General features: G+C 56.4%; 27 protein-coding genes. 17 read left to right on the top strand and 10 right to left on the bottom strand.

Annotated elements, in window-relative coordinates; all coding sequences use genetic code 11:
- Positions 1–408: 408 nt before the first annotated feature.
- The gene (locus VFE46_17705; GenBank protein HZZ29836.1) at positions 409–699 is read right to left on the bottom strand and encodes a hypothetical protein; all 291 of its coding nucleotides are present in this window, start codon (positions 697–699) and stop codon (positions 409–411) included.
- A gap of 308 nt (positions 700–1,007) precedes the next feature.
- Here VFE46_17705 and VFE46_17710 point away from each other — a divergent pair, with 308 nt between their 5' ends.
- From VFE46_17710 to VFE46_17720, 3 genes are all read left to right on the top strand, one after another.
- A complete protein-coding gene (locus VFE46_17710; GenBank protein HZZ29837.1) occupies positions 1,008–1,568 on the top strand; it encodes a hypothetical protein in 561 nt (186 codons plus the stop codon).
- Positions 1,569–1,649: 81 nt separating this feature from the next.
- Entirely contained in the window at positions 1,650–2,048 is a 399-nt protein-coding gene (locus tag VFE46_17715; protein ID HZZ29838.1) for a hypothetical protein, read from the top strand.
- A gap of 88 nt (positions 2,049–2,136) precedes the next feature.
- The gene (locus tag VFE46_17720; protein HZZ29839.1) at positions 2,137–2,292 is read left to right on the top strand and encodes a hypothetical protein; all 156 of its coding nucleotides are present in this window, start codon (positions 2,137–2,139) and stop codon (positions 2,290–2,292) included.
- Positions 2,293–2,341: 49 nt separating this feature from the next.
- On the opposite strand, the gene VFE46_17725 is transcribed toward VFE46_17720, so the two are convergent.
- From VFE46_17725 to VFE46_17750, 6 genes are all read right to left on the bottom strand, one after another.
- Positions 2,342–3,157 (bottom strand): ABC-2 family transporter protein, encoded by an 816-nt coding sequence (locus tag VFE46_17725; GenBank protein ID HZZ29840.1) that lies wholly within the window; start codon positions 3,155–3,157, stop codon positions 2,342–2,344.
- Between the two features lie 10 nt (positions 3,158–3,167).
- The gene (locus VFE46_17730) at positions 3,168–3,515 is read right to left on the bottom strand and encodes a hypothetical protein (GenBank protein HZZ29841.1); all 348 of its coding nucleotides are present in this window, start codon (positions 3,513–3,515) and stop codon (positions 3,168–3,170) included.
- 325 nt (positions 3,516–3,840) lie between these two features.
- The gene (locus VFE46_17735; protein ID HZZ29842.1) at positions 3,841–3,999 is read right to left on the bottom strand and encodes a hypothetical protein; all 159 of its coding nucleotides are present in this window, start codon (positions 3,997–3,999) and stop codon (positions 3,841–3,843) included.
- Entirely contained in the window at positions 3,941–4,297 is a 357-nt protein-coding gene (locus VFE46_17740; GenBank protein ID HZZ29843.1) for a transposase, read from the bottom strand. The genes VFE46_17735 and VFE46_17740 overlap by 59 nt, the downstream gene beginning before the upstream one ends.
- Positions 4,298–4,529: 232 nt before the next feature.
- Positions 4,530–5,411: an ABC-2 family transporter protein gene (locus VFE46_17745; GenBank protein HZZ29844.1), complete on the bottom strand. Its 882-nt coding sequence runs from the start codon at positions 5,409–5,411 to the stop codon at positions 4,530–4,532.
- An 85-nt stretch (positions 5,412–5,496) separates the two neighbouring features.
- Positions 5,497–6,516, bottom strand: coding sequence for an ABC transporter ATP-binding protein (locus tag VFE46_17750; protein ID HZZ29845.1), 1,020 nt, complete (start codon positions 6,514–6,516; stop codon positions 5,497–5,499).
- A 124-nt stretch (positions 6,517–6,640) separates the two neighbouring features.
- Between VFE46_17750 and VFE46_17755 the strand changes: the two genes are divergently transcribed.
- The 10 genes from VFE46_17755 (at position 6,641) to VFE46_17800 (ending at position 14,723) form a co-directional block, all read left to right on the top strand.
- Positions 6,641–6,880, top strand: coding sequence for a hypothetical protein (locus VFE46_17755; protein HZZ29846.1), 240 nt, complete (start codon positions 6,641–6,643; stop codon positions 6,878–6,880).
- A 333-nt stretch (positions 6,881–7,213) separates the two neighbouring features.
- Positions 7,214–7,726, top strand: a complete 513-nt coding sequence (gene ispF / locus VFE46_17760; protein HZZ29847.1) for a 2-C-methyl-D-erythritol 2,4-cyclodiphosphate synthase — start codon at positions 7,214–7,216, stop codon at positions 7,724–7,726.
- A gap of 148 nt (positions 7,727–7,874) precedes the next feature.
- Positions 7,875–9,632: a cysteine--tRNA ligase gene (gene cysS, locus VFE46_17765; protein ID HZZ29848.1), complete on the top strand. Its 1,758-nt coding sequence runs from the start codon at positions 7,875–7,877 to the stop codon at positions 9,630–9,632.
- Between the two features lie 10 nt (positions 9,633–9,642).
- Positions 9,643–10,278 (top strand): crossover junction endodeoxyribonuclease RuvC, encoded by a 636-nt coding sequence (locus tag VFE46_17770; protein HZZ29849.1) that lies wholly within the window; start codon positions 9,643–9,645, stop codon positions 10,276–10,278.
- 78 nt (positions 10,279–10,356) lie between these two features.
- Positions 10,357–10,989: a Holliday junction branch migration protein RuvA gene (ruvA, locus tag VFE46_17775; GenBank protein ID HZZ29850.1), complete on the top strand. Its 633-nt coding sequence runs from the start codon at positions 10,357–10,359 to the stop codon at positions 10,987–10,989.
- Between the two features lie 224 nt (positions 10,990–11,213).
- Complete coding sequence (locus VFE46_17780) at positions 11,214–12,278, top strand: zinc ribbon domain-containing protein (protein ID HZZ29851.1); 1,065 nt, start codon at positions 11,214–11,216, stop codon at positions 12,276–12,278.
- Between the two features lie 208 nt (positions 12,279–12,486).
- Positions 12,487–13,785 (top strand): zinc ribbon domain-containing protein, encoded by a 1,299-nt coding sequence (locus VFE46_17785; GenBank protein HZZ29852.1) that lies wholly within the window; start codon positions 12,487–12,489, stop codon positions 13,783–13,785.
- 248 nt (positions 13,786–14,033) lie between these two features.
- Positions 14,034–14,378 carry a hypothetical protein gene (locus VFE46_17790; protein ID HZZ29853.1) on the top strand — a complete coding sequence of 115 codons (345 nt, stop codon included), beginning with the start codon at positions 14,034–14,036 and terminating at the stop codon, positions 14,376–14,378.
- Between the two features lie 52 nt (positions 14,379–14,430).
- The gene (locus VFE46_17795) at positions 14,431–14,595 is read left to right on the top strand and encodes a hypothetical protein (GenBank protein ID HZZ29854.1); all 165 of its coding nucleotides are present in this window, start codon (positions 14,431–14,433) and stop codon (positions 14,593–14,595) included.
- Positions 14,583–14,723 carry a type II toxin-antitoxin system RelE/ParE family toxin gene (locus tag VFE46_17800; protein ID HZZ29855.1) on the top strand — a complete coding sequence of 47 codons (141 nt, stop codon included), beginning with the start codon at positions 14,583–14,585 and terminating at the stop codon, positions 14,721–14,723. Before VFE46_17795 ends, VFE46_17800 begins: the two co-directional genes overlap by 13 nt.
- On the opposite strand, the gene VFE46_17805 is transcribed toward VFE46_17800, so the two are convergent.
- Positions 14,718–17,477, bottom strand: a complete 2,760-nt coding sequence (locus tag VFE46_17805) for an autotransporter-associated beta strand repeat-containing protein (GenBank protein HZZ29856.1) — start codon at positions 17,475–17,477, stop codon at positions 14,718–14,720. The two genes, VFE46_17800 and VFE46_17805, sit on opposite strands and share 6 nt — an antisense overlap.
- A gap of 275 nt (positions 17,478–17,752) precedes the next feature.
- Between VFE46_17805 and ruvB the strand changes: the two genes are divergently transcribed.
- Positions 17,753–18,874, top strand: a complete 1,122-nt coding sequence (gene ruvB, locus VFE46_17810) for a Holliday junction branch migration DNA helicase RuvB (GenBank protein HZZ29857.1) — start codon at positions 17,753–17,755, stop codon at positions 18,872–18,874.
- Here ruvB and VFE46_17815 read toward each other — a convergent pair whose 3' ends face one another.
- Positions 18,875–19,336 (bottom strand): hypothetical protein, encoded by a 462-nt coding sequence (locus VFE46_17815; GenBank protein ID HZZ29858.1) that lies wholly within the window; start codon positions 19,334–19,336, stop codon positions 18,875–18,877.
- Entirely contained in the window at positions 19,336–19,602 is a 267-nt protein-coding gene (locus VFE46_17820) for a hypothetical protein (GenBank protein HZZ29859.1), read from the bottom strand. Before VFE46_17820 ends, VFE46_17815 begins: the two co-directional genes overlap by 1 nt.
- 146 nt (positions 19,603–19,748) lie before the next feature.
- Between VFE46_17820 and VFE46_17825 the strand changes: the two genes are divergently transcribed.
- From VFE46_17825 to VFE46_17835, 3 genes are all read left to right on the top strand, one after another.
- Positions 19,749–20,609, top strand: coding sequence for a sugar phosphate isomerase/epimerase family protein (locus tag VFE46_17825; protein ID HZZ29860.1), 861 nt, complete (start codon positions 19,749–19,751; stop codon positions 20,607–20,609).
- Positions 20,610–20,797: 188 nt separating this feature from the next.
- Positions 20,798–21,736, top strand: coding sequence for a UbiA family prenyltransferase (locus VFE46_17830; GenBank protein ID HZZ29861.1), 939 nt, complete (start codon positions 20,798–20,800; stop codon positions 21,734–21,736).
- 117 nt (positions 21,737–21,853) lie between these two features.
- A partial coding sequence (locus tag VFE46_17835; GenBank protein ID HZZ29862.1) for an alkaline phosphatase family protein occupies positions 21,854–22,455 on the top strand: 602 nt, incomplete at its 3' end.

The raw sequence follows: 22,455 nt of genomic DNA on the forward strand, positions 1-22,455 counted from the left end.
CGGCGGCTGCGGGTTTTTTGGTTCGATTGTCGTCGCTTAGGGACGGCCATAGTATTTCCTGCAATCAGTAGTTAAAGCTTGCGCAAACACATCGACCAACCGGGCGAGCAGAATGCGCTTGAGTAAAGCTCGCTCACGGGCAACCGAAGGGGTCGCTTACTCAACTACATCTGGCGAGCGGCTTGTCGCCCAGCTTGTCGAGCCGTTCTTCGGGTTACACGCTTGGCGCGGCGCTTCTTCACTCCGGCCCGAACACGCTGTACCAACTTCTTTAGCGGTCTGCGTTTCGCCATAACCACTCCTCCATGTGAGAGAAAACGGAAAAGCAGAATATAGCAAGTCTGCCGCCCCGCGCCTACTTACCTAGAACCCGGTAATGTCTTAACCGTGCGCAGCCCGACAGGGCAATTACCTTTGCGCTATTATTTCCCGAATTGCCGCAGCGATTCCGAAGTAATCTACGCCAGCCGAGATGATTCCCAGGCCGAGCGTGCCGACACCCACAATCAAACAGACAAAATCATAAGCGCCATAGTTCGACTGCATGGCCTCGGGCAAGACAGCCGCGTTGCTATTGTGGAAGTAGAACTCGGCGACCTGATCCCGACTGCGTTCTTGGGAGCATTCGTGTGCGGCAATAGGGCCGAGAATGAGCAACCCACCGACAACAATCATCATCACGGGAACATACAATTTCATGGCAACGGCTCCTGGCATTGAATTGCAAGCATATCCCGTTATTCGTTGGCAAAGCGGATTTATTGGAGACGAAGTGCTCGCTCATTCTACTCCGACTTTGCAGCTAACAAAACACGGCCTACAAAAAACCAAGCGACCCCGGTGGATTCCAGCGAAGGCTTCCACCGGGGTCTGTTCGGCCTGGCGTACCGGGCTGACACACACAGGCCAAAGTTATCGAAGTTGCAGATGGCTGCCGTGCGAACGATGCAGCGCTCACGGGCAGCGGGACAATTACCGTTTACGGCTTAGCGTCGCGGCTGCTGGTCGTGCTCCTGGCTGATAAGCTTCATCAGTGCATCCAGCCGGCGCTCGATGTTATCCAGCCGAGATTCAACATCAGGGCGATTTCCATCCGCCCGATCGTTGCGAGCCGTGGCGCGATCATTCCTCGGCGGCGCACCAGCATTGCGGCCACCAGCAGCGTCGTTGCGCGCCAGTGGGCCAAAGCCGCCGCCGCCAAAACCACCGCGGCCCATCATGCCATCGCGACCAAAGGCTCCATCTCGTTCATCTCGCTGCCAGGCAAAACCACCCCAGCCGCGCTGGCCATCCCGTCCCGCCATGGCCGGTGGACCGCCCCGTTGAAATCCTTGTGGACCACCGCGCCAATTATTCCAGGCGAAAGCCGGCGGACCACGGCGACCAAAATCGCGCGCGCCGGCACGGGGATTACCATTGCGGGCCATCCAAGCGGGACCACGGTGAGCATTGCGGGCCATGGCATTGGCACGCGCCCGATGAGCAGCGTTGCCCTTGTGTTTTTTCTTGCCGTGCTTGTGATGTTTGTGATGGCCTTTTTTGCCGTGCTTGCCGGCGGCCGTCATTGAATTGCGACGATGGTTTGTCGAAGCAGCCTGACGATGATACATAGCAGAGTATCGATCGGCGCCTGCCCATGGCGGTCCGAAATGGCCACCGCCGAAATTAAATCCGTCGCGCGCAAAGCCGCCGCTAAAACCACCTCGTGCTGCACTGGCGCCAAATCCACCACCGCCACCGAAACCACTGCCGCCGAAACTACTGCCGCCAAATCCACCACTGCCAAAACCGCCACCGGCATTCATTCCACGCCCAAAGCCGCTTCCGAAACCTCCGCCGCCGCCCATGGCGCGCGGTCCCTGACCACCACCAAATCCACCGCTACCGCCGCCGAAACCACCGCGCGGTGGGCCATCGCGCCGATCAGCCACGCGATCGCCAAGCAATTGATCGAATTCTCTCCATGCTTGCCGATCAAATCCATCGGCCCGCCGGTCCGCGCCGTCCCGTGCCCGGCCGCCATCCTGGGCGTGCACTACAGAATTTGAAAGCAGCAACAAACACCCAACAATGGCCGCCAACGAAATCACGCGCGGCAAGCCCAAAGCACAGACCCTCACACTCTTCGCCTGAAACATGGAGAAGCTCTCCTCACGCCCGGGAGGTAATTTGCCGCTCATAACGCACACTGGCGGCTATCAGATCAAACCCGGCACTGGGGGCAAAGTTCCGCAGGAAGAAATGACCAATGACCAAGCACGATTGACCAATCTTGTGGGCGGCTTACTGTAACCTCATTGGTCATTGGGATTTGGTCATTGGTCATTGTCATCTGCGCCCGCTAGCTGCTGGCACTGCGGTATGCTTCCAGCGAGCGTAAAAAGATCCACCGGCTGGCTACAATGCTGGCCGCCGTTGCCGCCAACGCAAAGAGCGCTAAATACCAGTATTGCGGCTCCATGGGCATTGCCATCAATCGGGCCGGCACATTCACCACCACCAGCACGGGAATGACAAACGTGAACAGCATCCGCAGCGGACTGCCCAGCGGCCCAACATAAATTTCCATCGGATAGCGCGAAAAATTGGTGATGTAAAACCAAAAATCGTACAGCGTTTGGTTGCGCCCCAACCACACGCTGGTGGCGGCCAGCACAATCATCAGGCTGTACAAAATCAGCACGCCGCACAACACGTAGAACGGATACAACACGGCAGCCCACGGCGTCGGCGTGTAATCTAGCTTCACCATGGCATAGCACAGCAGCCCAATGGCCAGGGCGAAATTAGCAAAGCTGGACCAATCGACTTTCGTCAGCGAAATTAAAAACTGCGTGTCGATCGGCTTGAGCAATGCAAAATCGAGCCCGCCGGTCCGCACCAACTCACTGAACTCCTCGGCATTGGGCATGAAAAACGCTTCCACCAAACTGTTGACAAACAGGGTCGTGGCCAGGAACACAAAAAACTGATAATGCCCCCACCCGGCAATCGCCTTCGTAAACTGATACAACAGCACGTAAAAGCCCAAGTTCATCAGCATCCAACTGATGCTGGAAATGCACTCGATGATGAAGTTGGCGCGAAACGTCATGTTCCGTACCAAACTATTACGGGCAAACGTGAGAAACACGCGGTAGTAGGAAGCACGCTGCATGTCAAATCGGTTAAAATGGTAGCCGCGAGTGCACATTTACATTCGGCAATCGCTCTCGCAACGTCTGAAAAGGTTTATTCGATACCGGCGGGTGGTAAACTGCATAATCAATGTCTTTATCGTTGGGTTCTCGCACGCTCCAAAAGACAATTTCTTTCAAGGCTTTCAATTCAGACAACTTTTGAATCATCGCCTCGTCGAATTGTTGTGGATCGGCAAAAAATGAAATCGATTCAATCGCTGGCAGATATTCAAATAGCTCTGAAATTTCAGAGGCCTGAACGCTTTGACGGAATTCGATCGCCGTGACCCGTATAAATGCTGTTGGATCACCAGCCCATTTGAGCCACCCGGGCATTTTCTGTTTCCAAGTTATCCAGCCGTATTGCGAAAGTCGTGGGGCTGCCTGCCCTTCCCGTTGATATTCCGCCTCCTGGGCGCGATACCAAAGCATTGCCGAACCGAGTAAAACGCAAATCAGCGTTACCGTAATCAGCAGCGTGCGCAATCCAAACCGCAGCCGCCAGCGGGGGCGTTTGACCTGTTCTGCTTGGGTGGTTGAATCTCCCATGGGTATTAACGCCGAAGGCGTTTAACTCCATAGTCCAGGGTCGCGATAGCGCACCCTGGGTAACTTGATCAAAAAATCCAACGAACCCCAACAGGGTTCCACATTTTATTGTTCAATCCCACACATATCGTTCATCAATCTCCACTTCATACAGTTTACACAATCGCCGAAATTCATCTTGAAACGATTCCTGCCGATGGTGTTCTTCTTGGTTAATAATGTACTGTGTCAATGCTTCGACATGCGCCGGACTGACGGAAAAATGCGCCATAGCCGTTTTGCCAGCCAAATTCTTGAAGTTGTGGCCGTAAATCCTTAATCCATTTTGACGAATCCCGCTTCAGCTCACGGATCAACGTCGAAACGTCGACTGTTTTCCCCAACCGACACAGAATGTGAACGTGATCTTCGATGCCGCCAACGCGCAGCGACGGCGACTGCTGGTTCGCACAGATGCCAAGTAAATATCCGTGAAGTCGACCGCGGATTTCTTTGTTTTGAAGAAACGGACGCCGATCTTTCGTCGAAAATACAATGTGCACGTAAATTTGGACGAGAGATTGCGGCATCGGCGGTTAGTCATGTGGAACCCCGTTGGGGTTCGTGTGGTTGGTACGAATTCTTTTCCCAGGGTGCGCCGCAGCGGCGACCCTGGGCTATGGAGTTAAACGCCTTCGGCGTAATGTCTCGGCAACGAATTTAACTCAAGTTACTTGCTGGACTGTTGAGAACGCCTTCGGCGGAATGCATCAACCTTTCCTGTCAAATGCCGTTTGAGTAATGACTCATTACAAATTCCCCTCAGCCCCCGAACGCCGAATACCGCCGCACGCCGCGGTTGAACAACCACCGCGAGGCAAACACAAAAAACGCCACCCAGCCTAATTCCACCAGCAGTCCGCGGATCAGCGCGGCGCCGGTAATTTTTCCTAAGAATACTGCACACGGAAAATAACACAGATATTGCAGCGGCAGCAGCCGGACCAGCGCGCCCAAGGAAACGGCGCCCGGCAGCATGATTTTGTCGAGCAATTCCAAGGGAAACATTTGGCCGCTCAAAAAATAATTGAACAGCATGTACACAAACAGCAGCGAGTTCACTTCCAAAAACCAGAAGCCGATCATCCCCAAGCACGCTTCAAAAAAAAATCCCAGCACAAACGCCAGCACCAACGACAGCACAAACGCCGCCAAAATTTGCGGCGCCGGCCAGCCGCTGGTGAAAAATCCCTGGCACACAAAAAACACCAGCGCGAAAGGAATTGTCGCCACCGTGTAATACACCAACTTATGGGCCACGCGCGTGATCAACAAAAACCCGACCATGTCGACCGGTTGAATTAAATATTTTTTAATCGAGCCGTCCAAAATGCTGCGCGAAATGCCGCTGGCCAGCGCCGGCATGCTGGAAAACGCCCGGCTGACATTCGTCAGCAACAAGTAGGCGATCATTTCGTTCAGCGTGTATCCGACCAGGACTTTTCCGCTGATGGCGCTAAACACCGCCGTCCACAAAAAAATTTGCGTCACCAGCGGCAAAAACCGCATCAGCGTGCCAAGCATGAAATCGCCGCGATAGACCAGCCGCTCCTCCAGCGAAATCCGCAGCATGGTCCACCAGGTGCGCACGCTGGCCGAAAATGGGGAGCGCGGAAAATGTGGCGTTTCGAGTGCGGTAGACATGACAATCACATGAAATAAATGTGACGTGAACGTATGACACGTCGCTTGCGGTTTAGCCGCGACGCGCCAGCGGAGCGATTCGAGGCTAATCGCTAACCGCTAACTGCTCCATTTGCTTTCCCGCCTGCGACGATGCCTGCGAAAACAAATCGGCAATCACCTGTTCCAGCGGCGGGTCTTCCACGCTCACGTCTTCAATTTGATGATTGGCCAAAATCGCGGCCAGCGTTTCCGGAATGACATCGCGGGCAATCCGCAGCCGCACGGTTGGCATTTTTTGTTCGATCACTTCGCCGTAGCGGTTCCACGGGCCATTCATGTTTTCCTCGGCCAATTGCAGCGAAACCACTTTGTGCTTGCTGAACCGGTCGATAATGCCGGCCAGCGAGCCGTCGTACATGATTTTACCGAGCGTAATCACCACCACCCGCCGGCACAGCGCAGCCACGTCTTTCATGTAATGGCTGGTCAGTAAAATCGTGATTTTTCGCGCCTGCTGGTAATGCCGCAAAAAGATTTGAATGTTGTGCTGCGCAACCACGTCCAGCCCGATGGTGGGCTCGTCCAAAAACAACACCTCCGGCGAGTGCAACAGCGCCGCAATCAATTCCATTTTCATCCGCTCGCCCAACGACAGCTCGCGCACCGGCTGCCCCAACAACTGCCGCACGGAAAGCAAATCGACCAGCTCATCCCGACGGCGTTCGAACTGCGCCGGCTCAATCCGGTAAATTTCCTGATGCAGCCGGAACGATTCTTGGGCCGGCAAATCCCACCACAATTGATTTTTCTGCCCCATCACCAGCGCGAACCGGCGGCGATATGCGTTCTCGCGCTTCCACGGCACGTAGCCCATCACGGTGGCCAAGCCGGCCGTCGGCGTGATGACGCCGGAGAGCAATTTCAGCGTGGTGGTTTTGCCGGCTCCGTTGGGTCCCAAAAAGGCGACGAACTCCCCCTGCTCCACCTTCAGATCAATTCCCGCCACCGCCTGCACTTCGCGATATTGCCGATGCCACAGCCCACGAATGGAAGCCCACAACCCTTCGCGCTTTTGGTACACGCGATACGTTTTCGCCAGGCCGGCAATTTCAATGACACTCATGGCGCGAGGATTATAGGCGTCCGGCCCGCTGGCGGAAAGTCGTTTTGTTCTGAATTACCGTTTTACATCGGCCCACGGCGAGTTGTAAAATAGAGCGTGATCTTTCTTTGGAGGGTTTGACGCGATGGATAAAATTGTTCTCGATACCGCCGTTGCCGGGCAATTGGCGCAGGCTCACGCCCAGGTGCAACTTTGCGATCCTTCCGGCCATACGCTTGGCTACTTCGTACCCGCCGCCGAGCACGATCGCGAGGCTTACGCGCAGGCCAAGTTATTGTGGACCGACGAAGAAGTGGAAGAACTGAGCAAGCAAAATGGTGGCATTACTACCGAAGAACTTCTACAACGGCTTTCTAAACTATGAGCTATACCGTTGTTTGGGCCAAACAGGCTGAGGCTCGATTGGCCCAAGCATGGCTGGATGCCCGGCTGACACGCGCAAAGCAATTACGCAAGCGTGCCGAATGTTGGAAACTGCGCTAAGCAATTCCTCCTCGTGAACTGGGAGAGTCGCGCTCAAAAGATCGGCGCGTGGCAATCTAGCATCCGCTGACCGTTCTGTTCAGCGTCTCAGCAAAAGATCGAATCGTAACGGTTTTGGATGTCCGCTTACACGGACCTCGCCGTTAATTCAACTAGACGCATGCGTCAGCCTGCGTTGTCGGGCTTTCGCCTGTCGACTATAATTCCGGCGAAAATGAGCGCGATCGCCACCAACCTCCGCATCGGCATTGGACACGACACGCACCGCCTGGAACCGGGCGGGCCGTTGCGTTTGGGAGGCGTGTCCATTCCGCACGATCAAGCGGCGGTGGGCCATAGCGATGCCGATGCTTTGCTGCACGCCGTCATTGATGCCCTGCTAGGCGCCGCCTCGCTGGGCGATATTGGCGAATTGTTTCCCGATACCGATCCGGCTCATAAGGGCCGCGATTCCGCCAGCATGCTAAGCATTGTGTGCGAGCGATTGCGGGCACTCGATTGGCGGATTGTAAACGTCGATTGCATTGTTTTCCTCCAGCGGCCAAAATTGGGGCATCACAAAGCCGCCATGCGGATGAGAATTGCCGAGCTGCTGGAAATTCCCGCCCACGATGTCGGCATGAAAGCCAAAACCGGCGAAGGAGTCGATGCCGTCGGCCACGGCGAAGCCCTCGCCGCCCAATGTGTAGCTCTGCTGGAACGAACCGTCCCGCCGGAAATTGAATAAAGCCGCGACCGTTGGTCGCGCACACAGTAAAAAATGTAAATCAATAGCCACAGGCACGTCTGCCTTCGGAGTAAGATCAACACACAACATCACTTCCTCCGGCGGCTGTGAGCCGCCGGCTATTAACTGATCACCACCGACCACTGCCATGTCTACCGCCACATCACGTCTGCCGACCGCCGCCACAAATTTATCGCCCAGCAAGCTGCGCGTGTACAGCACCCTCAGCCGCACCAAGGAACCGTTCGTTCCGGTCAAGCCCGGGCAAGTCGGCATGTATTTGTGCGGACCCACGGTTTACAAACCCAGCCACATTGGGCACATGGTGGGGCCGGTCATTTTCGACGCCATTAAGCGCTACTTGGTTTACCTGGGATACAAAGTCACTTGGGTCGTGAATGTGACCGATGTCGACGACAAGCTGATCAAGGAATCGACCGCCCGCAACATGACCATGGCCAAACTGGCCGAGGAAATGACGGCCGATTATTTGCACAATTTGGACGCGCTGGGCGTGGACACCATCGATCACTTCCCCAAAGCCACGGACAACATCGACGAAATTATTCGCTTCACCCAATCGCTGATCGACAAGGGCTTCGCCTACGAGTCGGAAGGCGATGTCTATTTCGAAGTGGCGAAAGATTCCGGTTACGGCAAGCTCAGCCGCCGCACGGCCGAAAGCTTGCAAGGCGAAGGCGGGGATATGTGGGAGCGTAAACGCTCTCCCGGCGATTTCGCCCTGTGGAAAAGCGCCAAGCCAGGCGAGCCCGCGTGGGAGAGCCCTTGGGGTAAAGGCCGCCCGGGCTGGCACATCGAGTGCTCCGCCATGAGCCACCGCATTTTAGGCGAAACGTTCGACATTCACGGCGGCGGACTCGATTTGATTTTTCCCCATCACGAAAACGAAATTGCCCAAAGCGAATGCGCCAACGGCAAGCCGCAAGCCAAATACTGGCTGCACAACGGCTTGATGCAAGCCGCCGCCGAAACCGGCAAAATCGGCGGCCGCAACACCCGCACCCAAAATCCCGCAGGCGCCACTGCTGGGTTGCCGAGCAGTGCAAGTGCAGCAAGTGCCACCGCCAATCCCCAAGCCGGCGATTTGTCGTCGCAGCAAACAGGCAAAATCAGCAAATCGACCGGCGCCAGCGCTTTTCGCGATCTGCTTTCGCGCCACCAGCCGGAAACCATCCGCTTCTTTTTGCTCTCCACGCATTACCGCAGCCCCATCCAATACAGCGAAGAGTTGCTGCAAGGCAAAGCGCAAAATTTGGAGAGTTTTTACCGCTTCTTCAAGCTGCTGGAGCGCATTACCGGCCGCAATTTTTACAGCCTGCAATCGGCCACGACTCGTGCTGCCGGGGAATTCAACCCCACGGGCAATTCTTTGTTGACCGAGGTGGCCGCACTCCGCCAAAAATTTCTCGAAGCCATGGACGACGATTTCAACACCGGCGCCGGCACTGCCGTGTTGTTTGAGCTGCTCACGGCACTCAATAAATATGTTGCTGCGGAAAAACTGGAAGCCGGCCAGCCCGACGCCGCCAAAGTGGCCGCGCTGGAAAAAGGCGCCACGGTCCTCAAAGAGCTCGCCGCGATCCTCGGTTTGTTTCGTAAGCCGGTCGAGCAAAAATCCGCCGGCGATGATGGGGCGCTTGTTGCTTCGCTGGTGAAGCTTGTCACCGAGCTGCAAACCGCCGGCAAGCTGGCCGAGCCGGCTGCGGCAGCGGCGGCTGCGGCCAGTGCGCAAACCGATTCACTCATGAAATTGCTGATCGATGCCCGCGCCGCTGCCCGCAAGAACAAAGATTTCGCCACCGGCGATTTAATTCGCAACCGACTCACGGAGTTGGGCATCACGTTGGAAGACCGCCCCGGCGGCACCGAGTGGAACCGAGCGTAACGGAACAGTCATGCTCAACCGCAAGCGTCGGGCAAGCCCGGCGGCTAAAACGTCCGCCCCCTGTCCATCGCCCGCTCCGCACTCCCCATTCCCCATTCCCCATTCCCCATTTCCTACCCGCATTCTCGGCATCGATCCGGGCCTCAACATCACCGGCTACGGCGTTTTGGAACGCAACGAAAAAAATCCCAAGCAGCCGCGGGTTATCGAAGCCGGCGTCATTCGCGGCAACGCCAAGCAATCGCTGGAAGATCGTTTGGCCGAAATTCATGCTGGCGTGGCCGACTGTATCGCCACACTTAAGCCCGGCGTCATGGCTCTGGAGCAGCTTTATTCTCACGTGGCCCATCCGCGCACCAGCATTTTGATGGGCCATGCCCGCGGAGTCATCTGCCTGGCCGCCGCCCAGGCTGGAATTGCTGTCATCCATTACCCATCCACGCAAATTAAGCGAATTCTGACGGGCAACGGTCGGGCCTCCAAAGAACAAATGCAATTGGCCATCCAGCGAGAATTGCGGCTGGACGAGCTGCCCGACCCGCCCGACGTGGCCGATGCCCTGGCGGTGGCGGTGTGTCATTATTATCTTGGTCGGCGAGAGCAAGAATCCGCCTTGGCGAACGAACAACCCGCAAGCCGATTATAAAGCCGCGACCGGTGGTCGCGCTGTGCTAAGCCGCAAGCGAATCACCACTCACCTACTCACCCCTCTCTCCGTTACCCCGTGATCACAAACATTTCTGGCCGCCTGCTGCGTGTGGATGTCGAATCGCTCACGCTGCAAGTCGGCGCGTTCCAATACGAAGTGCTGATTCCCGAGTTCGCCCGGCGGCGGCTGCAATCGCAGGTCGATCACGATATCAGCCTGCACACCATCGAATACTTGGAAGGCAATGCCATGGGCGGCCGCATGACCCCGCGGTTGATCGGCTTTCTCACCGAAGTGGAACGCGAATTTTTTGACCTGGTGTGTGAAGTGGACGGCGTGGGCGTAAAAAAAGCCCTCCGGGCGATGGTCCGACCGGTGCGCGAAGTGGCCACCGCCATTGAAGAGCAAGATGTGAAATCGCTTTCCGGCCTGCCAGGCATCGGTCCCGCCACGGCGGAGCGCATGGTGGCCAAGCTGCGCCGCAAAATGCCCAAATTCGCCCTGATGGTGGCCCGCGACGAGCCGCGCGCACCGGAAACGGAAGCCGACCGCGACATCCTGCGCGAAACCTTCGACGCTCTGCGTTCCCTGGGCCACAGCGAGCACGATGCCCGCCGCTTGATTGAGACTGCCCTGGAAACCAAAAAGAAGCCCAAAACCGTGGAAGAAATGCTGCAAGCGATTTATCAGAATAGCCACAAGAAGTGATACGAATTATTTACCGCAGAGGACGCGGAGGGACGCAGAGAATGATTAGGAAACCTGGAATTGAGGAATACAGGAAAAAGCCATCGGAAATACATTCAAACCAATTGTATTTGTCTGTTCATATTTTTTCATTTTCCTGGTTTCCTGGCTTCCTCATAAAATCTGCCGCCTCTGCGTTCCTCAGTGTCCTCTGTGGTTAATTCATCCGGCTGAATTCAATTAACATGCCCACTCCTGCTGCCACTGCCGAACTTGCTCACACGGCCGCCCCGCAAGGGCACGCCTGCGCCAATTGCGGCTCGCCGGTGGAATTGGGCGATAAATTTTGCAACGTGTGCGGCGCGCCGCAGCCGGTGGCCGAACAAACCCAACCCATTGCGCCGGTAACCCGCACGGTCGAATGCAAAAATTGCGGGGCCAAGCTCACGTTGGCCGCCGATCAGCGCAGCATCACCTGCCCGTTTTGCGATTCCAACATGGTGGTCGAAAGCACCGATGAGCAAACCGGCCGGCAACCACCGGAATTTATCATCGGCTTTGCCATCACGCCGCAGCAAGCGCTGGAAAAGTTCCGCGCCTGGCTGCGCGAAAGCGGCATGTTTCGTCCCGGCGATTTAAGCACCGCCAAAATCGAAGAAAAACTTCGCGGCGTGTATTTGCCGTTCTGGTCGTTTTCCATGCTCGCCCAAAGCCAGTGGTCGGCGCAAATTGGCGAGCACTGGTATCGCACCGAAACGTACACCACCATCATCAATGGCAAGCCGGTAACCCAAACCCGTACTGTCACCGAAACCGAATGGTGGAGTCTCGCCGGCCAGCACCACAATTATTACAGCGGCTACCTGGTCTCCGGCAGCAAGGGCTTGCCGCAAGCCGATGCAGAGCGCATCAAGCCGTTTCGCTTGGCGGCGCTCAAACGCTACCAGCCCTATTTCTTAGCCGGCTGGCTGAGCGAAGAATACAGTGTCCGGCGCGACGCAGCGCTACCCCAGTGCCAACAGGAATTTTTGCACTGGGAACAGCGGAACGTGGAAAATTTTCTCCCCGGCGATACCCACTCGCAGGTGTTGGTCAATTGCGATTTCAGCGACGTCAATTCCGATTTAATTTTACTGCCCGTGTATTTGCTTTCGTATCGCTACGGGGACAAGCTGTATCGTTTCCTACTGAACGGCCAAACCGGCAAAACGACCGGCGACAAACCGTATTCGCAAATTCGCATTGGCGTGGCGGTGGCCATTGGCCTTGTGGTGGCGGTTATTTTGTGGTGGCTGGCATCGCACCGATGAACCGGATTTTTACCACAGAGACACGGAGACACGGAGAATAAATTCTTATTAGGAAGCCTGGAACCCAGGAATGGATAATGCGATCTCGCTGCCGATTTCTGATTTCTTGGCTTCTTGATAAATGAGAATGTTTTCTCTGCGTCTCAGCGTCTCCGCGGTTCAAAACTGCTCCGTGTCTCCGTGGTTAAATTTCTCTTTGCTAACTCCTATGCCCGACATTCTCCTCAAATGCACTGTTTGCGGCGCACTCTTGGACGAGGAAGATTTATTCTGCCCCAACTGCGGCACCGAAGCGCCCACGGGCAATTCCAACGCCGCCACATCGTCCGCCGAAAATAGCCCGACTGTGCCAGTCGGGGCAGTATCAGTCGGGGCAGTGCCAGTCGGTGCCGCCTCACAAACTCCCTCTCCCCCGGGGGGAGGGGATGGGGTGAGGGGAAATGACGCCGTCGTTGCCTCCCCGGCCACCGATCACCGACCACCGACCACGAACAACACCCCTGCCACCCATCAAACCACCTGCAATTTCGCTTGCCGCGGTTGCGGCGCTTCGATGAGTTACGATGCCAGCGCCCAAACGCTCCGCTGCCCCTTCTGCGGTTCCGAGCAGCTCGAAAAAAAGCCCGACGCCAAAGAAATTGCTCCCGACGCCGTGGTCCCTTTCAGCATTTCGCGCGATCAGGCCGTGGCCAACATGCGCCAGTGGTTGGGCCAAGGCTTTTGGCGTCCCGGCGATTTGGCTCAGCAGGCCGCCATCGTCAAAATGACGGCGGTCTACATTCCCTATTGGGTGTTCGATGCCCAAACGCATACCAATTGGGCCGCCGACAGCAGCCACACGCCGGCGGGCGCGCGAGCCAGTTGGTATCCGGTCGCCGGCCAGCACGAAGGGGAATATTCCGGCTTGCTTGTCGGCGCCAGCGGCGCGCTTACGGGAGCGGAAACCGCCGCGCTGTGCCCGTTCGATCTGTCGGCCGCCGCGGCCCCCAATGCCGGTGATTTGAAAAATGCCATTTACGAGCGATTCACCGTGCCGCGCAAATACGCCCGGCCGCTGGCCCGTCAGGGTTTGGAAGCTGGCGAATCCGACGCCTGTCAGCAATACGTGACGGGCAAATGCCGCAACATGCACGTGAATGTGCGGATTACCAATCTCGACAGCCACCCTATGCTGCTGCCCGTGTGGATCATGGCCTATCGCTACCGCGACCAGGTGTTCCGCTTTTTGTGCAATGGGCAAACGGGCAAATGCTCCGGGCAGGCCCCGGTGTCGTACAAAAAAATTGGCGTGGCCGTGGCGATTGCAGCCATCATCATTGCGCTGATTCTGTTTTGGCTGCTCTTCCTCGGCGGCGGCGGTCGACATCGCGAAGCGCGCTGGAATGGGTTTTCGGCGACGCCAACCATTTTGCCCATTGTCGAGTTAAATCAATTCCGTGATTGTCAATCGACAAGGTTAGCTGGCTATTTTCATCGAGACAGTCTGCCGACCGCCGTTAAGGTATAATGGAATGCCACTGCGTGTTTACCGTAATATTTACGCTTCGGGATCGGTGCCGCAAAACTGGGCGCCGTCGCGCGGCCGAACCTTGAAGTACCCAGTTGCGAACAAGCAACTATTGCAGCATTTACGCCAATTAGCGAAAGGCAAATGGCAGAAAGTCATCAAAGGCGGCACCACTGGAGAAGTCCATTTTTTCGAGCACCAATCCGGTCAAGTTGCCGGCGTTAAGTTTCTTCCACGGGATGTTACCGATGAAAGCAATTGATCTGGCCAAGTTTTTATCCGGCGAACAGCAACTCGAAGGACAACTGGCCATGTTTGCGCTGCTGAATCTGGGCATCGTGGAATCGTTAGATAGCGGCGAGCTAAGTCCATCCAATGCGCTGCGGCTGTTTTACAATGCCGATAACTGCTTGCATGTGCGAAAGACCCTGCGCGACAAAACCGCCGACCAAATCATGGGGCACGGCGTTCAACTGCAAGATTTGATCGATGCCTTACCCGGCGACCAGGCTCAACAAGAATTCCAGCGCGAATTGGTTGCGATTCGTTCGCTATGCTTGGAATTACTGCATCAGCACCAGTTGGCGGCTTAGATCATCACTGCCTAATAAGGCATTAACGTCCATATCCACCACCAAAGAAACCATGAGCCGCATTATCGCCGAGCAACCCGACGATAGTTCCTACGACGAAATTTTCCGCGAATTGACCATGGCCCGCATGATTGAATGCGGCTTGGAAGATTCGGAGCAGGGCCGTACGCTCGGCGACGATGAAATGAAACGGAGGATGGACCGTTGGGGCAAATAAATTGGACGCACGAAGCCGAGCGGTGGCTGCGCGAAATCCACGATTACATTGCCCAAGATAATCCGTCGGCCGCTAAACGAACTGCCTACGGCATCTATCACAAGGTTCAACTGCTGAAGCTTCTATAGCTTGTCTGCTTTGCGCCGTGATCGCCAAAGGAAGGCCAGCCCACTTGCCGCGGTCAATAACACCGCCGCGCTCGGCTCCGGCAGCGGCACCAGAATCGGGCTAGATTCTGCGCTGCTTCCCGCAGCAATTGAAGTGCCGTCGGGCAAGCCCGGCAACGGCTGGAAGTTGCTTCCCGTGGGCGGCTCGTACACGTTGTTCAAATCGTCCAGCGGAATCTGTGTGTCCGAGAGGAAGAACTTGGTATCGAAGCTGAACATCGGCCCATCTCCGGCCGTGTCGTTATTGCCGATGCCAACTTGAATGTTGGAACCGTTGGGTACTTGCAGCTCCGACCATTCACCCCCGACGTTCTGGTTGCCCAGCTCGATGGTGCTGTACAAAATCAGGAATTGCGTGTTCGGGCCAAAAGTCGGATTGCCCGGACTCAAATTATCGATGAAGAACGTGGGCGCCGGCAAGCGGAAATTCGGATTCGTGGGCAAATTGCCGTTGGTCCGCGGCGCGCCCCAATATTTCGCCGCCGTTTCCGCGCTGCCTCCTTCGCCCGTTGTGCCGGCGCCGTTGAGCAGCGAGTAACCCACGTGCGCCACTCTTCCCGCCGGAACAGTTTTGCCGTTTTTCGACGAAATTGTCAGCGTGGTTTGATTCGTCGTGGCATTAAACGCTGTGGAAAAATTCGTATTTCCCACACCGAACGTCGGATAGTTGTTCTGCAAAACGCCCGGGCCGGTCCAGTTGCCTTTCAACACAATGTTAATAGTATTTTCTGCGGCGCCCGATAGATTCTTCACATCTTCGTTGCAGCCCACAAAATGCTGCGTGGGCTTGGGAGTGCTCGGCGAAGCGGGCGGCTCCTGCGGCGGCACACCGCCGCCGGTAAAGCCAGGGAAATCCACATTCGGATTGTTCGGCGTTAAATGCGGCGGCGGATTGTTATTCACCACGGGGCTGGGAATGTTCAAGACAATGCTGCCCGCGGTTTGCGAAAACGTGGGAGCAGGCGAGCCCACCGGCACCGCGGTGGCATAGCCATTCAATATCCAACTAGCCAAATTGCCTGTGTTGTTCGCGGTGGAATACCCATTGATCAGCGTGTAATTCCCCGAACCGTACGAAAAATCTGCATTGGGAGATAAACTGACCGCATTGCCCAAAGCGACTGTGCCGGTGACCGTCAGCAAATCATTGCCGTTGGCTGGGCCTGCGGCGGTGCTACTGTTGGAAAGAACGTACGCAAGGTTGGAATTGTCCGAGAGCGTCAGATTGCCGTTGACGACCAAATTGTTCGGTCCGCCGGAAGTGATTGTGCCACCGCTGGCAACTGGCCCGCTGGGCGATAAGGTTCCGCCGCTGGCAATCGTCACGCTTACTTGGTTGGAAGGCGTGCCAATGATGCCTTGGCTGACGCCCGTGTGAAAGGTGCCGCCGGCTAGCGTTGCACCCCCTGCCACATTCACATTTCCAAAACCGGTGCCCGAGCCAGACGTATTTTGTACGGCCAGCGTCCCTGAATTGACCTGCGTGCCGGCGGTATAAGTATTGGCTCCACTGAGAACCAATAAACCGAAACCCGATTTAGTTAAACTGATTGGGTTGGCCCCACGGTCGACAATCGTGGAACTAATTGTCAGCGAACCGACGCCGCGCTGATTCACAATTAAATCGCTCGTGCCGGAAGTCAAATTTCCGCCGGCAATCGTGTAATTTGGAACCGCCTGCGTGTTCACGTTCGCGCTGCCGACTAAAATTCCGCCGCTTTGGATCGTGTTAAATGTCGATCCATTGGCGCTGGATAAACCCACGGTGCTGCTGGCGTTTTGATTGAACCGCAAGCTGTTCGTCGTGGAATCTTGGGCCTGCACGCTGTCCCCGGTGACGTCGGTGTTGTTGCCGCTGGCCCAGGCATCGGCCGTGTAACTACCGGCCGCCAGCGCTTGAATCGTGAAAATTGGCCCAGCGCCGCTGGCCGTGGCCCAATCGTCATTGTTGACCGTGGCCCAGCCACCGATGATGCCAGCCGGAGTGTTGCCCGTTGTGGTGGTAATGGGTCCGCCAAGATTGTTGAAATCGACCGTGGCCCCAGCGCTCCGCGATAGCGCGCCGAGTGCCAAGCTGGTGGTGTTGCCCGCGCCCGCCGCAGTATTGCCGGTGCGAATAGAGGAATCGCCAGCGCTGATCACGGTTCCATTGACAGTTTGCGAACTGGCTCCCGTTGCAGCGCTGGTCACCGCAAAAGCGCCGCCTTGCATCACCAAGCCAGAACTAGAGCTCAGCAAATTGGCGTGCGTCGCCAGGTTGGTCAAATCCAATTGCAGAAGGCCCCCTTGAACCACGGTGCCTCCGCCGTAGGTGTTCGCCGCCGAATTGGCAATGGTCAACATTCCACTGCCTGTCTTCGTCAACGCAGCGCCAAACGCATTGCCAATAAAGCCCGGCCCAACCAACGAATAATCATTGGCTGAATTATTAACCGTCACAATAGCGGGATTTACTCCCCCCGTCGCAATGCTCACCACGTAAGCCCCCGCGGGAGCGCTATCGTCAAATTGAACGCTGTCGCCGCCGGTAAACGTGCCGGTCGACCAATCATTGGGCGCGCCGGTGTGCCAAGAGTTGTCGCCGCTGGCGTCGGTCCAAATATCGGTCGCGCCGGCCGGCCGCGCCGCCATCAGAAAGACCAAACCCGCTAGAAATAGAACACCGCCAAGTAGAAATTGACCGTAGTTGCCGATTCGCCGATAAGCTGACATCATTAGGCGTCTCCTGTGCGCGTGGCCCAAAATCGTAAATCTGCGCAGCGACGCCTCAGCCCGTTCCGTTTAGGCCCCCTCATTAGTATCAACGCTTCTGTCGGTGTCAAGCAACTGGCTTTGAACAATCAAAGATTAGAAAGATTATTTAGCGACTTGGCCACGATTTGCCCTTTCCATGCCTGCTCTTTCGTCTTCAAGCATCCAACATGCGTCTGATATACTTTCTGGCAGACGCAACATTAGAATCTTGCTCATTATTAAATTTTGATTAGCCCATGCGCGAGCCGATTGTGAAACCCGCCGCCGATGACGCCGCTGCCGCAGGCAAACCCGCCAGCAAAAGCGCGATCGGCCCACACGTCGGCTTTGGCGATGCCGTGGCGCCGGGCGTGGATTTTTCCGTGGTCGATGAAGATGATCGCCTGCTGCGCCCGCAGCGCATGAAAGACATGGTCGGCCAGCGCGAAGTCGCCGAGCGGCTGGAAATTGCGCTCGATGCTGCCCGCAAACGGAGCGAACCGCTGGGCCACATTCTGTTCGATGGTCCGCCGGGCTTGGGCAAAACCACCTTTGCCACCTGCATTCCGCGCGAGCTGGGCGCCAGCCTGCAAATCGCCAGCGGCGCGGCCTTGATGGCCCCCAAAGATTTGGTGCCCTATCTGTCCAATGCCGAGGAAGGTTCGATTTTGTTCATCGACGAAATTCACCGGCTCCCCAAAGCCGTCGAAGAATTCCTCTACCCGGCGATGGAAGATTTCCGCATCGACATCACGCTGGGCGAAGGCATGAACGCCCGCACCATCAATATGCCGCTGCGGCCGTTCACCCTGATTGGCGCCACGACCCGCACCGGGCTGATTTCCGCTCCGCTGCGCGATCGGTTCCATTTGCGCGAGCACTTGGATTTTTACACGGTCGAAGAACTGAGCGAAATTGTCCGCCGCAGCTCCGTCAAGCTGCGGGTGAAAATCGACAACCCCAGCGCCGAGGAAATCGCCCGCCGTAGCCGCGGCACACCCCGTTTGGCCAACAACCGCCTGCGCTGGGTGCGCGATTATTCCATTAGCCGCGCCGATGGCCAAATTACGATGGCCGTGGCCCGGGCGGCGCTGGAAATGCAAAGCATCGACATATTGGGCCTCGACGGCCAAGACCGCAAATATCTGGAAACCATTGCCCGCGTGTTCCACGGCGGCCCGGTCGGCGTGGAAGCGGTGGCCCATACGCTGAATCTTTCGCCCGACACATTGTCTGACGAAGTGGAGCCGTATCTGTTGCGGAGCGAACTGGTGATCCGCACTCCCCGCGGCCGCAAACTCACCGCCGCCGGCTACACCCATCTCGGCCTGACGCCGTCTGCCGAAGCCGCCCCACCGCAAGGCCGGCTGTTTCAATAGTCATTTTCCCAATTCGAGGCGGCGCAGCGGTCGCCCTCGAAAACGAGTCGGACGCACGTTTTCGTGACGGGAACTTGTTTGCGCAGGCAAATTGCTTGTTAATTCATGCTGCAATACCGTTTCTAATCCTTTTGAAATCAATTTTGCCCGACTGATTTTCAGTTTCTTTGCCAACTGATCGGCTTTCGTCAACAGACCTTTTTCCACGCTCACTGAAATCACTTGCGCCCCCTTGCCAACGATTGGCCGCCCACGTTTACGCTTAAACCGATTCCATCTTTGCCGCATTTCCGACGAAAGTGGTCTCAACCGACTTTCGGCAATTTCCTGATCGAATTCGGCAGTCGCTTCGGCCAATTCTCGCGCGTTCATTTCCGTATAAGGCTTCCAGACCTTTTTGCCGTCAATGGTCACCAATCCTTTGGGGACATTCCAACTTTTGATAGTTTTTCTTGCAGCCATTATTTTTTCCGTCTACGAACGCGGCGTTTTTCACGTCGATTAAGGGGCCGGGCATGGATGATGAAAGCAGTACCGTCCGGGTCGAGCAAATAAATCACTTGCAAATATCGGCCACCAGAACCTTGGCCCCATACGAGAATTTTCTCATCTTCGATTTCTTCCGGGAATGGGGACTGTGCCGACCTTACAACCAACTCTGCCTCTGCGGGCGACACTCCATGATTCGCGATATGGTCGAGATTCCATTCTTTCCAACGGAATTGCATCGGCGTGCCCCTTGGTATTTAATTATGGAACAAATTAAGGCGGCCGTCAAGGTTGGATTCATGGCATAAAGTCTGTAAAATACCACGCTTCATCGCTCTGGTGATATTAATCCGATTGTCCGAAAAACGCACTTCACAAGTGGCCCATGCGCCTTGCCTTCAGCTCCAACGCCTACTTGCACTTTTCGATTGAAGACACGATCGCGCGCATCGCCGACCTGGGCTACACCGGCATCGAGCTATTGGCCGACGTGCCGCATGCCTGGCCCGCCGGCTTGCTGCCGGAGCGAAAAAAATCGATCCGCGATGCGCTCGATCGGCACAAGCTCACGATTTCCAACATCAACGCCTTCATGATGAATGCCGTGGCCGATCCACGGCAACCGTATTGGCATCCTGGCTGGACCGATCCCGATCCGCATTACCGCGCCATCCGCCGCGAGCACACCAAGCGCAGCCTGCAATTGGCCCACGAGTTGGGCGCACCCTGCATCACCACCGAGCCCGGCGGGCAACTTACCCCCGAGCAAACCTGGGACGAGGGCGCGCGGATTTTTTACGACGAGCTAATGCCTTGCGTCGAACTGGCCGAAAAGCTGCAAGTGAAATTGCTGATTGAGCCGGAGCCGGGTCTGTTGATTGAAACGTTCGGCCAATATCTGCAATTTGCGCAGCGGATCAATTCGCCCTGGGTGAAACTGAATTTTGACATCGGCCATGCTTACTGCGTAAAGGAAGATCCGCAAGATTGGGTGGAAAAAATGGCCCCGCACACGGTCCACTACCATTTCGAAGATATCGCCGCCACGCGCAAGCACGAGCATTTAATTCCCGGCCGCGGGGCAATCGATTTCGCCGCCACGCTGCAAAAAATTCACGCCACCGGCTACACCGGCTGGCTGACCGTGGAGTTGTATCCGTACATCAACCACCCCGACGATGCCGCCCGCGAAGCGCGGGAATTCCTTAGCCAGGCTGCATCGCAGGTTGGCATTTCAATCCATTAAATAACCGCATAGACACAGAGACGCGGAGAAAACAAATAAGTAAGGCCGCGAATAAACGCATATTAAACGCGAATGAAGAAGATGCATCAAGGAAATGTTGCTAGATGATCATTTATTTGCGTTCATTCGCGTTCATTTGCGGCTAGCATCTCCGTGCCTACGCGCCTCTGCGGTTCGTTTTAACATCCATGAATACAGATTCTGGAAAACCGTCGCGGCTTTTGGCCTGGCTGCAACTGCTGCGGCTGCCCAACGTGTTCACGGCCATGGCCGATGTGGCGATGGGCTTTTTGTTCACTCATGAAACGCTGCAGCCATTCGGCGAATTCACACTCCTCATTCTCGTTTCCAGTTGCCTCTACACCGCCGGTATGGTGCTGAATGACTGGCACGATGTCGCCGTCGATACAATCGAGCGCCCGCAACGTCCCTTGCCCTCCGGTCGAATTGCTCGGCGCACCGCCGGCTTCGTCGGGGCCGGCTTTGTGTTTGCGGGCTTCATTGCCGGCGGACTTGCCTCGTCGCTCTCCCATGACCAACGGCCCATCAATGTTTCATTTGCTTTGCTTGTACTTATGTTATCTTACGATCTGGTTCTAAAATCTTCGCCCATCGGCCCAGTCATCATGGGCAGTTGCCGGTTGCTGAACGTGCTGTTGGGGATGAGCACCATGCCCGGCCCGTGGACCCGCGACAATTTCGCCGTCGCTGCCGGCATTGGGTTGTACATCCTGGGCGTCACGTGGTTTGCGCGCAAAGAGGTCATGGCCAGCTCGCGAGTTCAACTTTTCGGCAGCTTAGCCTGCATGTTCGCCGGCATGCTCACGCTTTGGTGGGTTGTTCCGCGAGTCCAAGTCGAATTGCCGCCTTTGCTGATGCAATTGAAACCGCATCTTTGGACCGTCTTCTGGCTCGCTGTTGCCCCCCTTATCTCCTGGCGATTCATCCGCGCTATCATTTACCCACAGCCCGCCCATGTTCAAGCCGCGGTCAAAGCCGGCATCCTCGGCATCATCGTCCTGGACGCTGCCGTCGTGTTTGGCATCCGCGGCTGCTTACCCACAATTGGCATCTTGTGCCTCCTCGTCCCTGCCATCTTGCTGGGCCGCTGGGTATATTCCACGTGAATATAAAGCCGCGACCGTTGGTCGCGCTGCGGTGGTGTTGACGTTATTTCCGCTTCAGCGCGACCAACGGTCGCGGCTTTATATCGAAAATTCCCCACTCCCCATTCCCCATTCGAAATGCCCCTCGTTCTCCTTTCTATCCCCGGCCTGCGCGAGCGTGATCTGGCATCGATGCCACGCTTGCGAGAACTCACCCGTAACGGCGAGCAGGCGGTGCTCACGCCGAGTTTTCCCTGTGTTACTTGCCCGGTGCAGGCGAACATGACCACCGGCAAATTGCCGAGCCAGCACGGTGTAATCGCCAACGGCTTTTATTGGCGGGACAAACAGCAAGTGGAAATGTGGACCGCCTGGAACGATTGCATCCAGGCGCCGCAAATTTGGGATTTTCTCAGCCAGCACGGCGATGAGCTTACGACCGCCGTGTGGTTCCCGCTGCACAGCAAAGGGGCCAATGCTGATTTAATCTGCACGCCGGCGCCGGTGCACAATCCCGACGGCAGCGAATCGCTGTGGTGCTATACGCGCCCCACGGAGCTGTACGGCCAACTCCGCGACGGGCTGGGGCACTTTCCCCTCAAACATTTTTGGGGCCCGCTGGCGAACATCCAAAGCACGGCCTGGATTGTCGGTTCGGCCATCATTGCCGCCCGCCAATCGCATCCGCAATTTTTTTACATTTATTTGCCGCACTTGGATTACGCGGCGCAGAAGTTTGG

It is taken from the genome of Pirellulales bacterium, assembly GCA_035656635.1.
In the GTDB taxonomy this organism is placed as follows: domain Bacteria; phylum Planctomycetota; class Planctomycetia; order Pirellulales; family JADZDJ01; genus DATJYL01.